Consider the following 14,226-nt stretch of genomic DNA (forward strand, 5'->3'; position numbering starts at 1 on the left):
CGGTCATGGTCGGAGCAGAAGGCCAGAAGCGGCAAGGGCTCCCGCGATGTGGAACGGGCTCAGGCCGGGTAGACGTGGGTCTCGGTCGCCTTCACCGCCGCCCACAACGCGTCGCCGGGCCGCAACCGCAACTCGGCGAGGGTGGCCGTGGTGATGTCCGCGAGCACGTTCGGAGCGCCGTCCAGACGGACACGAGTGGTGTGGGCGTGTTGTTCGATCGCCTCGACCGTCACGGGCCAGACGTTGCGCGGGCTTCCCTCCGGCCGTTCGGCGTGCAGGCTGACCGCGGTCGGCGGGAAGACGACGTGCACGGGGCCGTCGACGGGTCGCGGGATCGTGAGGGTGCCGCCGCCGTCCAGGCCGACCTCGGTGCCCGATGCCCTGCCGCGGTAGAAGTTCAGGCCGACGAGGTTGGCGACGTAGTCGGTGCGCGGCTGGCGCGCGACCTCCGCGGGCGGCCCGGACTGCACGGCGCGGCCGCGTTCCAGGATCACCAGCCGGTCGGCCAGCACCATGGCGTCCAACGGGTCGTGCGTCACCAGCAGCGTGTGGCCGCCGAAGTCCGCGAGGTGGCGGCCCAGTTCGGAACGGACCTGCAGGCGGGTGCTCGCGTCCAGCGCGGCGAGAGGTTCGTCGAGCAGCAGCAGGCTCGGGCCGGTGGCCAGGGCGCGGGCGAGCGCGACGCGTTGCGCCTGACCGCCCGACAACGAACGCGGCTTCGTCTGCGCGTACCCGTTCAGGCCCACCCGGTCGAGCCAGCGCGAGGCCTCGGCCCGCGCCTCGGCCTTGCGCGTGCCGCGCGACCGCAGCCCGAACGCGACGTTCTCCAACGCGGACATGTGCGCGAAGAGCAGGTAGTCCTGGAACACCACGCCGATCGGCCGTTCCTCGGCGGGAACGAACCGGGCACCGTCCCAGGTGGACTCTCCGACGGTGATGTGCCCGGACGACAACGGGAGCAGGCCCGCCAGCGCCCGGAGCGCGGTGGACTTCCCGGCGCCGTTCGGGCCGAGCAGCGCGACGACCTCGCCCGGCGCGATCGTCAGTCCGAGGTCGAGGGTGAAGGTGCCGCGCTCCACGCGCAGTTCCGCGTTCAGGGTCACGTCGGCCCGCTGATCCACCGGTCGCGCAGACCGGCCAGCACTCCGACGGACACCAGCAACAGCACGATGCTCAGCACGATCGCCGCGTCCGGATCCGTTTCCAGGGCAAGATAAACCGCCAGTGGCATCGTCGTCGTCTCACCGGGGAAGTTGCCCGCGAACGTGATCGTCGCCCCGAACTCCCCCAGCGCCCGCGCCCAGCACAACACGGCGCCCGCCACCACCCCCGGCAGCACCGACGGCAGCGTCACCCGCCGGAACGTCAGCCACTTCGACGCACCGAGCGTGGCCGCCGCCTCCTCGAAGCGCGGATCGGCGGCCCGCAGCGCGCCCTCCACCGAGATCACCAGGAACGGCATGGCCACGAACGCCTCCGCGACGACCACACCGGCCGTGGTGAACGGCAACGAGATCCCGAACCACGCGTCGAGGTGCTCGCCGATCAGCCCGCGCCGCCCCAGGACCAGCAGCAGGGCGACACCACCGACGACCGGCGGCAACACCAGGGGCACCGTGACGAGCGCGCGCAGGAACCCTCGACCGGGCAACCCGGACCGCGCCAGCAGCCACGCCAGCGGGATGCCGAGGAACAGGCACAGCACGGTGGCGAGCGAGGCGCAGATCAGCGACAACCGCAGCGCCTCACCGACCTCGGCACTGAGCAGAGTGGACAGTGAGGTCCACGGCGTCTTGATCAGCAACCCCACGAGCGGCACCAGCAGGAACGCCAGGCCGGCCACAGCGGGCAGGACGAGGACGGCGGGCAACCGCCCTCGGACCCGGTTGCGCGTCACGGGTTGTCGAAGCCCGCCGCGCTGAGCACCGCACGACCCTTGTCGGACAGCACGAAGTCGATGAACGCCTTGGCCGCGACCGCGTTCGGCGCCTTGGCGACCGGGGCGATCGGGTAGTCGTTGACCGCCTGGGACGCCTCGGCGAACGTGATGCCCTCGACCTTGTCCCCCGCTGCCTTCACATCGGTCTTGTAGACGAGCGCGCCGTCGACCTCACCGAGCGAGACCTTGGTGAGCACGGCCTTCACGTCCTGCTCCAGCGTGTCCGGCGCGGGCGTGACCTTCGCGGCCTCGAACACCTTCTTCGACGCCGCGCCGCACGGCACCTGCTCGGCGCACAACGCGATCTTCCTGCCGGCGTCGGCGAAGTCCGCGAGCCCGGCGATCTTGCCGGGGTTGCCCTTGGGCACCGCGATCTGCAGCGTGTTCCTCACGAACGTGCGGGGCGCGTCCGTGATCGCCTTGGTGTCGGTCACCTGCTTCATGTTGGCAGGTGCGGCGCTCGCGAACACGTCGGCGGGCGCGCCCTGGCCGATCTGCTGTGCGAGCGCGGAGCTGCCGCCGAAGTTGAACTTGACCTTCGTGCCGGGGTGGGCCGCCTCGAAGTCCTTGCCCAGCTGGGTGAACGTGCCGGTCAGCGATGCCGCCGCGAACACCGTGACGTCGCCGGTGACCTTCGACGGGTCCGAGGACGGGGTGGTGCCGGAACCGCAGCCCGCGAGCACCAGCGCCGCCGAGGCGCCGGCGAGAACCCCGTTCACGATCTTGGACATGTTCCAGGCCTCCGGGACGTCGACGAGGTGATCTGCCTTCATCCGCAGATTCGGCACACACGGATCATAATTCACGCTGTTGCGGCGACAAACCCCCATTAGGTTCCGCAGATACCTCAGCACGGTGTACGACGGCTGGAGATCGCCCGGTTCGGCGCCCGAGGAGCACGCCGACATAGGCTGGGCGGCATGGCCGAGCTGCTGAGCATCAACGACGTCCTGGCCGCGGCCGAGGTGCTCGACGGACGGGTGCTGCGCACGCCGACAGTGGCATCGCCGGGACTGTCCGCCCTGCTCGGCGCTCCCACGACGGTGAAGCTGGAACTGTTGCAGCGCAGCGGTTCCTTCAAGACGCGCGGCGCGTTCACGAAGATCCTCTCGCTGTCCGCCGAGGCACGCGCCGCGGGCGTCGTCGGGGTCAGCGGTGGCAACCACGGGATCGCGCTGGCCGCCGCCGCGAGTGAACTCGGCGTGGCCGCGACCGTCGTGATGCCCTCGACCGCACCCGCCCGGTCGGTCGAGCTCGCGCGGGCGTCCGGCGCGGACGTGCGGCTCACCGACGGGCTGGCGGCGGCGTTCGCGCTGCTGAACGACCTGGTCGAGGCGGGCGCGACGCTCGTGCACCCCTACGACGACCCGATCGTCGTCGCCGGGCAGGGCACCGTCGGCCTGGAGTTCGCGACCGACGCGCCGAACGTCACCGACGTGCTGGTGAGCGTCGGCGGCGGAGGGTTCGTCTCCGGCGTCGCGACGGCGTTCCGCGCGCTCGTGCCCGGTGTGCGGGTGTGGGGCGTCGAGGTCGAGGGAGCCGACGCCATGCGCCGGGCCCTCGACGCCGGTGGTCCGGTGGAGATCGCGCCCACGTCGATCGTCTCGACGCTGTCCGCGCCGCACGTGTCGCAGCTGACCTACGACCACACCGTCGCGCTGGTCGAGGACGTGCTCGTCGTGTCCGACGCGGACGCCGTGCGGGGCACGATCACGCTGGCCGAGACGCAGAAGGTGTGGGCGGAGCCCGCCGCCGGATGTCTCGTCCCGGCAGCGCGGACGGTGCTCGACCGGGTCGGGCCGGACGCACGGCTGGGCCTCGTGGTGTGCGGCGGGAACGTGACGTTCGCCGACGTCGTCCGCTGGTCCCAGGGGAGCTGACCACGATGCGGCACGACGATCCGCTGGCCATGGCAGTGACCGCCGCACTCCACGGCGGCGACCTCACCACGTTGCGGCACCTGCTGAACGAGAACGCCGGACTGGCCACCGCGCGGATCGTCGACGAGCACGGGGGTGGGCGAACCCTGCTGCACGTCCTGACGGACTGGCCCGCTCGACGCCCCCACGGCGCCCAGTCCGTGGCGGCGCTGGTCGAGGCGGGCGCCGACGTCCACGCGCGGTTCCAAGGCTCGCACAGCGAGACGCCGCTGCACTGGGCCGCCAGCGCCGACGACGTCGAGGTGCTCGACGCACTCCTGGACGCCGGCGCCGACATCAACGCCGACGGGGCGGTCATCGGCGGTGGCACTCCCCTGGCCGACGCGCGGGCGTTCGCGCAGTGGCGTGCGGCCCACCGGCTCGTGGAACGCGGCGCGGCGGTCACGTTGACCGATGCCGCGACCCTCGGGCTGACCGACCGCCTCGACGCACTTCTCGCCGGCGCCACACCGGAGGACGTGAACCTCGCGTTCTGGGGTGCCTGCCACGGCGGTCAGCGGGAGTGCGCGGAGAGGTTGCTGGCACTGGGCGCGGACGTCGACTGGCTGCCGCCGTGGGAACCGGTCACGCCGCTCGAAGCGGCCGTGCGCGGCGGTTTCGAGGACGTCGCGGAGTGGCTGCGCGGCCGCTGAGCCGGTTTCCGCGTCGTGAGCCGCACCGAAGTCCACGACCTCGGCACCGACGTCCGCCGTCGGCTGCACCACCTCCCCGGCCGCCGCTACACCTCCGCCACCGAGGTGGTCGCCGCACCGCCATGAACGGTTGGCGGGCAACGAAGTCCGAACCGGCGGCATAGCGGCGCGCGAGACGGGTAACCGCCGGGCCGGACGCGGCGACGTTCGTCCCGACCTGGAGGCGCTTCTTGTCCGAGGACCGTCGTTTCCCCGCACGGCTTCCCCTGGCCGCGCTCACCACGCTCCCCGGCACCTACCTGGGTGGCGCGGACTACCTCGGCTGGCCCCACCCCGAAGTCCCGGCACCGCTGGCGGCCCTGGTGTTCGGCATCGCCATCGTGGGGGCGGCGTTCGTGCTCGCGTGGGCCGCCGAGGCCGCGCAGGTGGACATCAGCGCCGGACTGGCCATCGCGGTGCTCGCGCTAGTGGCCGTGCTGCCGGAGTACGCGGTGGACCTGGTGTTCACGTTCGAGGCGGGCCAGGAGTTCGCGCGGGAGGGCACCTGCGTGCCACCTCCCGGTGAGGCGGACCCGTGTTCGCTCGCGCTGGCCAACATGACCGGCGCCAACCGGGTGCTCGTCGGGTTCGGCTGGCCCCTCGTCGTCCTCGTGGGCGCGATCGCCGTGCGGCGGGCGCACCGCGAGAGCAGGTCGACGCACGAGGGACGGGTCGTGCTCGCGCCGATCATGTCCGTCGAGGTCGTGTTCCTGGGCCTCGCGACCCTGTACTCGCTGAGCCTGCCGCTGCGCACGTCGCTCACGATGGTCGACGCCGCTGTGTTCCTGGCGATCTTCGCCGCGTACGCGTGGCGGCTGTCGAAGGCGCCGGTCGAGGAACCGAACCTGCTCGGCGTGTCCGAGTGGATCGGCCGTCAGGACCGCCGGCCGCGCCGCCGGTGGGTGATCGGCATGTTCGCGTTCGCCGGGATCGTCATCCTCGCCACGGCCGAACACTTCGCGCGGAACCTAGTGGACACCGGGTCGAGTCTCGGCGTGGACGAGTTCGTGCTCGTGCAGTGGGTGGCGCCGCTGGCGAGCGAGTCACCGGAACTCATCGTCGCGTGCCTCTACGCGGCCCGGCTGATGGCCTCGCACTCGCTGGGCACCCTGTTGTCCAGCAAGGTCAACCAGTGGACGTTGCTGGTCGGCACCATCCCGATCGTGTTCGCGATCTCCAGCGGCAGCACCCACGGCCTGCCGCTGGACGGCCACCAGCGCCTGGAGTTGCTCATCACCGCCGCGCAGTCGCTGTTCGCGGTGAGCATCCTCGCGGACCTCGGTCTGACGGCCGTCGGCGCGACGACCCTGTTCGTGCTGTTCGCCGCGCAGTTCACCGCCAGCGTCACGCTGCCCGACGCCGCGAACCGCGTCGTGATCCTCGCGCTGTCCGGTCTCTACGTCCTGCTGGCGGTCGTGCAACTGGTGCGGCGCAGGCGGATCGGCCTCCGCACGGCACGCGACGGCGCGGTGACGCCGTTGCCCGAACTCGCTGAGAGGTGACGGCGCGGGACCTGCGGCACAGGTCCCGCGCCTCAGGTCACTTCGTGACGATCTTGTCGCCGGGCCGGATGAGGTCCGGGTTGGTCAGGTGCCGGGAGTTCTTCTCCACCAACGCCTGCCAGCCGCCTTCGACGCGCAGTTCCGCGGCGATGCTGCTGAGCGTGTCCCCGGACTTCACCGTGTAGTCACCGTCGGGGTTGCTCGTGGACGGCGCGGCCACCGGCACGACGCGGGACGCCGCCTTGCGTCCGGCCGGGGGCTGCCCCTGCCGGACGGGCTGCTGGCCGCCGACGGCCGCACGTCGCCCGCACGCACCCCACGCGCCCAGACCCTGAGTCCGCAGAACGCTTTCCGCGACGCGGATCTGCTCCTCGCGGGACGCCTGGTGGGCTTGGCCGGAACCGCCGTTGGCCTGCCAGGTCGACGGGCTGAACTGCAACCCTCCCTGGTAGCCGTTGCCGGTGTTGGTCGACCAGTTGCCGCCGCTCTCGCACTGCGCGATCCGGTCCCAGTCGACCGGCGCGGAGGCCGAGGCGGCCGTGCCGCCCAGGGTGACGAGGGCCGTCGCGGAGACGGCGACGAGCACGGCACGACCGGTGATGTTGCCACGAAGATGACGCATGTCCCTTTGGCACCTCGTCCCGCTCTCGCCGGTGAAGGCGCCTGTCCGACGAGGGCTTCGTCCACGACATGGACAGGGCACGCCGCTGGACAGGCGAGCGCACGGCGGGCCCTGGTGGTGCGGCGGTCTCGCGACCGCCGGCAGAACATACGAACGCCGGACCGGATCCGCACGACCGGAGGCGGACAAGATCACCCGTTAGGTGACGATCTTGAACCGCTCCCGGTGGACGAGTTTGACCTGTGCCGCAGCGGGTACGTGATCCCGGGATTGCGGATCACTCCTGACGGAGGCGCTGATGTTGTTGCCCACCGCCCGCGGACCGGTGAGCGCCGGTGTCATCGCCGCCCTGCTCTCGGCCGGCTCGACCCGGCCGTCCGGGACGACGGACGATCCGGAGGAGCTCACCGGGGACGCGGACTTCCAGCTGGCGCTGTGGATCGTGCTCGAAACGCTCGACGGCGGCTTCGAGGGCGTCACGAACGACCACCCGGACCTCGTGCACTGGCGCACGTGGCTGAGTGAGCGGTGGGCCAGGGCCCTGCGCCAGATGACAGCGCCCGTGGTGCGCGCGGCCGGTGGCGACACGGCGTCACCGTCGCTCATCGGCGACCACCTGATCAGCCTGATGCGGGACGGTCACACCGGCGTGTACACCTTCGCCGAGCACCGGGCGTCCGCCGCGCAGCTGCGCGAACTGCTCGCCACGAAGTCGCTGTCCGGCTCTCCCGGCCACACCCTCGTCGACCGGGTGCCCGCGGTGGCGCTCGCCGCGCACAACACGATGCGCATGCTCAGCCACAGCACGACTCCCGCGGCCGCCCTCGGCCACCAGGCCACCTCCGCCGCCAGGTCCTGGCTCTCGGAACGGAAGCTGGACCGGGGTCTGCGGCGCGCAGGGCTCCAGCCCGCGACGACGCTCGAAGCCCCGGAACATCGGTGGGACCGGTTGCTCGACGAGTGCCGGACGCACCTCGCCGAGAACCCCGGCCGGACCCAGGACCTGCTGCACGGCGCGGCCGCCGCGATCGTGCTGGAGGCGCGGCTCGGCAGGCACCTGCTGCGGTGCTGGGCCCAGGCCACCCCGGTGCTCGAACCGGTGCCGACGTTCCCGGTGATCGGCGAGCAGTCGCGCACGCGTGCACGCCTCCTCACCTCGATTCCGGCGGATCCGGATGAGGGACGTTCCACCGACGTACGATGCGGTTGACGTGCGTCAAGCAGCCGGCGCCGTGGACTCCGCCTCGCCCGACCAAGGAGAGCCGCGGCATGGCTGAACGCGATGAGTGAGCCGGAATCCGGGCTCGCCGCGCTCGTGGACGCCCTGCCGCTGGTGGTCTGGCGCGGTGAGTCGGGCGCGGTCACCTTCCTGTCGGACGCGGTCGAGCAGGTGCTCGGTCACCCGGCCCGGCGCTGGCTCGACGATCCCGGTTTCTGGCGGGACATCACGCATCCCGACGACCGCGAGGAGAGCGAGCGGAGACGCTGGGGCTCCGACGCCGACTACGAGATCGTCTACCGCGTCCGCACGGCCGCGGGAGACCTCGTCTGGCTGACGGAACGGACCCGTGTGCAGGGTGCGCTGCGCACCGGCGTGCTGATCGACGTGACCGCCCGGCACGCGGCCGACGAGCGGCAGCGGTTCCTCGACACGCTCGACCGCGCGTTCCAGCGGCTCGACGACGCGGAGGACGTCATGGCGCTGGCGACGCGGATGCTCGGCGAGCACCTCGGCGTCGACCGGTGCGCCTACGCCCGCACGGAGGCCGACGAGAACCACTTCGTCATGAGCGGCGACCACGCCACGGGACTGCCCCCGCTGCCCGGCCGGTTCGCGATGCGGGAGTTCGGCAACGGCGCCCTGACCGCGATGCGCGCGGGTGAGCCGTGGGTGGTGGACGACGCCCTGGAGGACCAGCGGCTCGACGCCGAGGACCACGCCGCGTACCGGGTGACCGGCATCCGCGCGGTGATCTGCCTGCCGCTGTTGCGCGGCGGGCGGTTCGTGGCCGCGATGGCGGTGCACCAGGCCACCGTCCGCCACTGGACGCACGACGAGATCGACCTGGTGTCCGTCGTGGTGAACCGCTGCTGGGAGTCGTTGCAGCGGGTGCACTCCGACCGGGCCCTGCGAGACAGCGAACAGCGGCTGCGGCTGCTCGTCGAGCGCGCGACGGACGCGATCTGGTTGCTGGACCACGATCTGCGTTTCGTGGCCGCGAACCCGGCGACCGGCGGCCTGCTCGGCTACCGGTCCGACGAGCTGCTCGGTTCCTCCGTCGCCGACCTGCTCGTGGGTGATCTCCCACCGGACCTCTCGGTCTCGCAGGTCGTCACGATGCGCCACGCCGACGGGACGGAGGTCGCGCTGGAGCTCAGCGTCCAGTCCACGCCGACCGGTCTGCAGGTGATCGGCAGGGACGTGACCGAGCGCCGGCGCGCCGAGGCCGAACGCGACCTGCTGCTGCAACGGGAGCACGAGATCGCGGCCGCGTTGCAGGAAAGCCTTCTGCCGAGGGAACTTCCGGCGCTGTCCAGACTCGCCACCGCCGCCCGGTACCTGCCGGCCGCGCAGCACTCCCAGATCGGCGGCGACTGGTACGAGGTCGTCCTGGTCGGCGCGACCCGCGTCGCCCTCACCGTCGGGGACGTGGTCGGCAAGGGACCGGCCGCGGCGGCCGTCATGGGCCAGCTGCGCAGTGCCCTGGCCGGGTACCTGCTCGACGGCCACTCCCCCGCCGAGTCGCTGCGGCGCCTGGACACCTTCGCGACACGCGTCAACGGCGCGGCCGGCAGCACGTGCGCGTGCCTGATCTTCGACTGGAGCACCGGCGAGCTGTGCTGGGCGTCGGCGGGCCACCCGCCTCCCGTGGTGGTCGGTGACGACGGCGCGCGCCTGCTGGCGGCCGAGACCGGACCGGTGCTGGGCGCGGGCGGACCGGCGCCGCCGAGTCAGCACACCGCGGCCTTCCCGCCTGGCACGTCGGTCGTGCTCTACACGGACGGCCTGGTCGAACGCCGGGACGAGGTGCTCGACGAAGGCCTGCGCAGGCTCGCCGCGGCGGCGGACGGCACAGCCGGTTTCGACCCCGCCTCGCTGGCGCGCCGGATCATCGACACGATGCTGACGGACGATCAGGCGGACGACGTCGCTCTCGTCGTGGCACGGCATCTACCGCCGCCGCTGCGCCTGCGCCTCCCGGCCGAACCCGGCGAACTCTCCCCGCTGCGCCGGGCCGCGACGACCTGGGCCGCTCTGGCGGGACTGTCCGACGACGCCGCGTACGACCTGGAGCTCGCGCTGGGAGAGGCCGCCTCGAACGTCGTGGACCACGCCTATCCCGAGGGAGGCGGCACGTTCGACACGATCCTGGAAAGCACCGGCCGGGGTGTGCGGGTGACCGTCACCGACCAAGGCCGGTGGCGGCCACCGCCGTCCGACAAGGGCCATCGCGGCCGGGGACTGGGCATGATCCGCGCCGTCTCCGACGAGGACGACCTGCAGACGGGTGAGGACGGCACGACCATCCGCTTCCACGTCCCCGCCGTCCCGGACACCCGCACCGCGCCTCCGCCGCCACCGATCACAGTCGCAAGTGGACTGTCGGACGGCGACGACGAGCGCGTGCAGATGGTGCTGCTCACCGGAGATCTCGACGTGTCCACAGTGGACGGGCTGCGGCCGCCGTTGCTGGCACGGGTCGACGCGGACGACGAACGGCCGGTGGAGGTCGACCTCACCGGCGTCGGCTACCTGAGCAGTTCCGGCGTCGCGCTGCTGTTGCAGGCGATGCTGCGGGCGAAGGAACGCGGACGGGTGTTGTCGTTGGTGGCCACCGACTCCAGCGCTCCGGCACGGGTCCTCGACCTGTCCGGACTCGCGCACACCACCCGCTTCACGCCCGTGGTGCCGTGAACCGTCTCAACGCCGCCGCTGCGGTGGCACGGACCGAAGCGCGGCCAACGCGGCGCGCAGGTCCGGGCGCACGGTCAGCAGGGCGTCCACACCGGAGATGGCGAGCGGCCGCAGCACGACCCTGCTCTCCGCGACGACGGCGAACGGGACGTTCGCGGACTTCGCCCGCCGCACGACACCGACGAGCAGGTTGATACCGGCGGAACCGAAGAAGGTGACCGCACCCAGGTCGAGGACGAGACCGGCGGGAGGACGTTCCCGCAGCGCGTCGAGAGCCACCAGCAGCGGCGAACCGTCCGCCGCCCGGTCGATCTCCCCCGCCACGATCACGACGTCGATCCCGTCGTGCACCTCGGTGCGCGCGGTCAACACCGCCGCCGCTCCGCTGGACTGCGGGCTCATCGGCTTGCTCCTCTCGGCCAACCGCGAGAAGCGCCGACACCAGCCGCTGCCCAACTCGGAGAACCTGTAGACGACCTCACATGAACGACTCGGTGTCACATGAAACTGCCACCACGCTATGCCCCTTCCCCACCAGACACAACCGCAACACAGCTTCGCGGGCCGCCGAGGTCACGCGCCGACGACGGGCGGCTCGAGCTCTCCGCGGCGGGCCACGAGGGTCTCGGCGACCTCGACGAGCTTGACGTTGAGATGCTGGGAAGTCTGGCGCAGCAAGGCGAACGCCTCGTCCGCGCCGATGCCCTGCCGGCTCATCAGAATGCCTTTGGCCTGGCCGATCACGTCACGCGAGTCGATCGCGCGCCGCATCTGGGCCGTGTTCAGGACCGCGAGCTCCGCGGTCCGCAGGTGGGCGATCGCGAGGGAGGCGTGGGTGGCCAGCAGCAGGGCCGTGTTGCGGTCGGTGTCGGAGATCACGGCGTGGTGGCGGACGAAGATGTTGAGCGCCCCGGTCACCTCGTCGTTCGAGGCCGACAGCAACTCGGTGGCGAGCACGCCGGTCAGACCGTTCTCCGTGGCGGCCGCGGCGAACTCGGGCCACCTCCGTTCGGCGCCCAGGTCGGCGCTGATCGCGTACCCGGGACCGTCCTTCCTGGCCGCCTCGACGCACGGCCCGAGGCCGGAGCGGTACTGGGCCTCGTCCAGCGCGGTGGCGACGGGGTCGGTCTCGACCGGTGTGCGGAACACGCCGTCCGATCCGCGCAGGGTGATGCTGACCACGTCGGCGCAGGACACGAGTTTCCGCGTCGCGGCCACGACGAGTTGCAACGCGTCGGCGACCGTGGTGGCGCCCAGCAGGGTGCGGGTCAGCGCCTCGAACCGCGGCACCAGCTCCTCCACGCCGTGCTCCGCGATCCACGCCTGTCCCAGCAACGCCTCTTCGAGGTCGGCGAACCGCGGCAGCGTTCGCGCGTGGTCCACGGTGGCCAGGACCCTGGCCACCGTCCGGGCCGGGTCGACGAGCAACGCGCAGCGGACCGCCCGGAACGACAGCGCGCGCACGAACGACACCAGGTTCCTGGCCCCCGCGGCCGGCAGGTCGGTGAGCTCGCGCAGGTCCAGCACCACGGTCGAAGGCGGTGGCAGGGCGGAGGTCGCCTCCAGCAACGCGTGCACGGCGGTGCCGTCCAGCTCGGTCGCCGCGGGCAGCCTCAGCACCAGCGCGCGTTCGGTCGTGGCGGAGCGCAGGTTCAGGCCCGCGATGGACTTCACGCGGCGTCACCACCCCTCTGGGAGCTCGGTGTCGTGGGCGATGCCGACCATGGTGAGGACCACGTCGGCCGAGGTCGCGACCGGAGCGAACAGCCGCAGTTCCGTGCTGTTGTCACTGTGCCTGCCCATCAGGCGGTGCAGCGCGGACACGCCCGCGCTGGTCAGGTGGGTGACGTCGCTGAGGTCCACGGTCAGCCCGCGGGTGCCGGTGGCGCCCGCGGTGTGCACAGCCTGCTGGAACATGCCCGCGGTGTGCGCGTCGACCGGCCCCGAGACGCGGATGCCCGGACCGGCGGCCGACGAGTGGTCCTCGACCACCAGTGGCGGGTCGGGCGGGGCCGGGGCCACCGCGAAGCCCAGGTCGGTCGCCGACAGCAGGCGGGCAGGCCTGCCCACGAGGTGCCGCACCGACGACGTCGTCCCGGTGTCGCCGTGGTCCACCCGGAACCGGTCGACCATGGCGGCGGTGAGCTGCAGGCCCAGGCCACGATCGCCGGACGGCCTCGGCTCGCGCCACCGGCCCCGGTCGGACACCTCCACCTCGGCGTGACCGCCGGCGGTGAGCCTGCCGGTGACGACGAACTCGTCGTCCCCCACCGAGTCGAGGTAGGCGTGCTCGATCGCGTTGGTGGCCAGCTCCACGGCGGCGTAGCGCAGCGAGTCGGCGTCGGCCGGGCCCACGCCGGCGTCGGCGAGCCAGCCGGTGATCTCCGCACGCAGGAGCGGCAGCGACTCCCCCATGGCCGGGTAGACCCGGTGCAGGTCCGCGGGCTGCGGCACGAGCTGGGCGGCCAGCAGCGTGATGTCGTCGCTGTGCCCGCTGACCCTGGCCAACAGCTCCACGGTCTGCGTGCACACCCGGTCGGCCACCAGCGGGGAGGGCTCGCGCAACGCGCGGCCGGCCGTGACATCGCCCACCGTCCGGAGCAACTCGACCGTGGCTTCGGCGAGCGTGCGGCCCGGCCGTTCCAGGATTCCGTCGGTGTAGAGCAGGAGGAGATCGCCCTCAACCAGTTCGGCACGTCCGGCGGCCGTGTCGTGATCGCCGCGCACGCCGAGGGGCCGGCCGCCGGTGCTCTCCAGGAACCGCGCCTCGCCGGCCGCGACGACCAGCGGTGGCGGATGCCCGGCGCACGCGTACTCCACGACGCCGGAGACGGGGTCCAGCACCGCGACGCACACCGTGGCCGACCTGGCACCGGGGATCCGCTGCGCGGTCGCGTCGGCGGACCGGAGGGCCTCGTGGAGGTCCCCGGTGGCCACCAGGCGTTCGGACGTGACCACCCGCAACTGGCCCATGATCGCCGAGGCGGCGAGGCCGTGGCCCACCACGTCGCCCACGACCAGGCCGAGCCTGCCGCCCGGCAGCGGCACCGCGTCGAACCAGTCACCGCCCGCCGCCGTGCCGGCCCGGGCCGGCAGGTAGCTCGCCGCCACCTGGACCCCGGGCAGCAGCGGAACAGCGGACGGGAGCATCTCCCGCTGCAGTGCGTCGATCACGTCCCTCGCCTCCCCGAATCGGCGTCGGTCTCGGCGGCCCGCCGCACCCGGACACGCTCGCTGACGTCGGCCGCGTCGATGACGACGCCGGTGACCCGCCCGTCCGGCGCACGTCTCGGGGTCACGGTGAAGTCGACGAAGACCTCCACGCGGACCCCGGGATCCCGCCGGACGAACTGGAGCCGGAACCCGCGCAGCGACTCCGGCCGGCCGGTGGCGCAGACCCGGTCGGCGATCTCGAACACCTGCTGACCCTTCGTCTCCGGAAAGGCCTCCCGCACCGTCGGCCCGATCAGTTCGCCCCGGCCGAGCCACGTCCGGCAGACGCCGGTCACCGCGATGATCCGGTGCTCCGGCCCCTCGTACCCCATGACCATCAACGGCATCTCGTCGTACACCTGGCGCACGACCTCCGCCGCGCCGACGGTCCGGTCCAGAGCAGCGTCCGGCTCCCCCACGGTG

13 protein-coding genes are annotated in these 14,226 nt (G+C 72.4%); 5 read left to right on the top strand and 8 right to left on the bottom strand.

The genetic code is table 11. The features are described 5' to 3' along the window. Nucleotides 1-59: 59 nt before the first annotated feature. Genes PV646_RS22570 through modA form a run of 3 tightly spaced genes read right to left on the bottom strand, consistent with a single transcriptional unit; the run spans nucleotide 60 to nucleotide 2,727 of the window. The gene (locus PV646_RS22570) at nucleotides 60-1,103 is read right to left on the bottom strand and encodes an ABC transporter ATP-binding protein (RefSeq protein WP_500344154.1); all 1,044 of its coding nucleotides are present in this window, start codon (nucleotides 1,101-1,103) and stop codon (nucleotides 60-62) included. After that, the gene (gene modB / locus PV646_RS22575; protein WP_500344155.1) at nucleotides 1,100-1,897 is read right to left on the bottom strand and encodes a molybdate ABC transporter permease subunit; all 798 of its coding nucleotides are present in this window, start codon (nucleotides 1,895-1,897) and stop codon (nucleotides 1,100-1,102) included. Before modB ends, PV646_RS22570 begins: the two co-directional genes overlap by 4 nt. Beyond that, entirely contained in the window at nucleotides 1,894-2,727 is an 834-nt protein-coding gene (gene modA, locus PV646_RS22580; protein WP_500344156.1) for a molybdate ABC transporter substrate-binding protein, read from the bottom strand. Before modA ends, modB begins: the two co-directional genes overlap by 4 nt. 132 nt (nucleotides 2,728-2,859) lie before the next feature. On the opposite strand from modA, the gene PV646_RS22585 reads away from it, so the two are divergent. From PV646_RS22585 to PV646_RS22595, 3 genes are all read left to right on the top strand, one after another. Next, the gene (locus PV646_RS22585; protein ID WP_500344157.1) at nucleotides 2,860-3,819 is read left to right on the top strand and encodes a threonine ammonia-lyase; all 960 of its coding nucleotides are present in this window, start codon (nucleotides 2,860-2,862) and stop codon (nucleotides 3,817-3,819) included. Nucleotides 3,820-3,824: 5 nt separating this feature from the next. After that, entirely contained in the window at nucleotides 3,825-4,511 is a 687-nt protein-coding gene (locus PV646_RS22590; protein WP_500344158.1) for an ankyrin repeat domain-containing protein, read from the top strand. A gap of 230 nt (nucleotides 4,512-4,741) precedes the next feature. Then, the gene (locus tag PV646_RS22595) at nucleotides 4,742-6,052 is read left to right on the top strand and encodes a calcium:cation antiporter family protein (protein WP_500344159.1); all 1,311 of its coding nucleotides are present in this window, start codon (nucleotides 4,742-4,744) and stop codon (nucleotides 6,050-6,052) included. A 37-nt stretch (nucleotides 6,053-6,089) separates the two neighbouring features. Here PV646_RS22595 and PV646_RS22600 read toward each other — a convergent pair whose 3' ends face one another. Next, a complete protein-coding gene (locus tag PV646_RS22600; RefSeq protein WP_500344160.1) occupies nucleotides 6,090-6,674 on the bottom strand; it encodes a transglycosylase family protein in 585 nt (194 codons plus the stop codon). Between the two features lie 298 nt (nucleotides 6,675-6,972). On the opposite strand from PV646_RS22600, the gene PV646_RS22605 reads away from it, so the two are divergent. After that, nucleotides 6,973-7,884 (top strand): hypothetical protein, encoded by a 912-nt coding sequence (locus PV646_RS22605; protein WP_500344161.1) that lies wholly within the window; start codon nucleotides 6,973-6,975, stop codon nucleotides 7,882-7,884. Between the two features lie 72 nt (nucleotides 7,885-7,956). Then, nucleotides 7,957-10,590 (top strand): SpoIIE family protein phosphatase, encoded by a 2,634-nt coding sequence (locus tag PV646_RS22610; protein ID WP_500344162.1) that lies wholly within the window; start codon nucleotides 7,957-7,959, stop codon nucleotides 10,588-10,590. 6 nt (nucleotides 10,591-10,596) lie between these two features. On the opposite strand, the gene PV646_RS22615 is transcribed toward PV646_RS22610, so the two are convergent. From PV646_RS22615 to PV646_RS22630, 4 genes are all read right to left on the bottom strand, one after another. Beyond that, entirely contained in the window at nucleotides 10,597-10,992 is a 396-nt protein-coding gene (locus PV646_RS22615; protein WP_500344163.1) for an STAS domain-containing protein, read from the bottom strand. Between the two features lie 171 nt (nucleotides 10,993-11,163). Continuing rightward, entirely contained in the window at nucleotides 11,164-12,264 is a 1,101-nt protein-coding gene (locus tag PV646_RS22620; protein WP_500344164.1) for an ANTAR domain-containing protein, read from the bottom strand. Nucleotides 12,265-12,270: 6 nt separating this feature from the next. Continuing rightward, on the bottom strand, nucleotides 12,271-13,764 hold the full coding sequence (locus PV646_RS22625) for a SpoIIE family protein phosphatase (protein WP_500344165.1): 1,494 nt from the start codon (nucleotides 13,762-13,764) through the stop codon (nucleotides 12,271-12,273). Beyond that, entirely contained in the window at nucleotides 13,761-14,222 is a 462-nt protein-coding gene (locus PV646_RS22630) for a PAS domain-containing protein (RefSeq protein WP_500344166.1), read from the bottom strand. The genes PV646_RS22625 and PV646_RS22630 overlap by 4 nt, the downstream gene beginning before the upstream one ends. Nucleotides 14,223-14,226: the final 4 nt, after the last annotated feature.

The organism is Streptomyces sp. ID05-26A (assembly GCF_033794685.1).
Classification (GTDB): Bacteria; Actinomycetota; Actinomycetes; order Mycobacteriales; family Pseudonocardiaceae; genus Lentzea.

Excerpts from the sequence above, each read along its gene's own strand:
- PV646_RS22585 (WP_500344157.1), top strand. The coding sequence starts at position 2,860 with ATGGCCGAGCTGCTGAGCATCAACGACGTCCTGGCCGCGGCCGAGGTG.
- PV646_RS22610 (WP_500344162.1), top strand. The coding sequence starts at position 7,957 with ATGAGTGAGCCGGAATCCGGGCTCGCCGCGCTCGTGGACGCCCTGCCG.
- PV646_RS22600 (WP_500344160.1), bottom strand. The coding sequence starts at position 6,674 with ATGCGTCATCTTCGTGGCAACATCACCGGTCGTGCCGTGCTCGTCGCC.
- PV646_RS22615 (WP_500344163.1), bottom strand. The coding sequence starts at position 10,992 with ATGAGCCCGCAGTCCAGCGGAGCGGCGGCGGTGTTGACCGCGCGCACC.
- PV646_RS22590 (WP_500344158.1), top strand. The coding sequence starts at position 3,825 with ATGCGGCACGACGATCCGCTGGCCATGGCAGTGACCGCCGCACTCCAC.
- PV646_RS22605 (WP_500344161.1), top strand. The coding sequence starts at position 6,973 with ATGTTGTTGCCCACCGCCCGCGGACCGGTGAGCGCCGGTGTCATCGCC.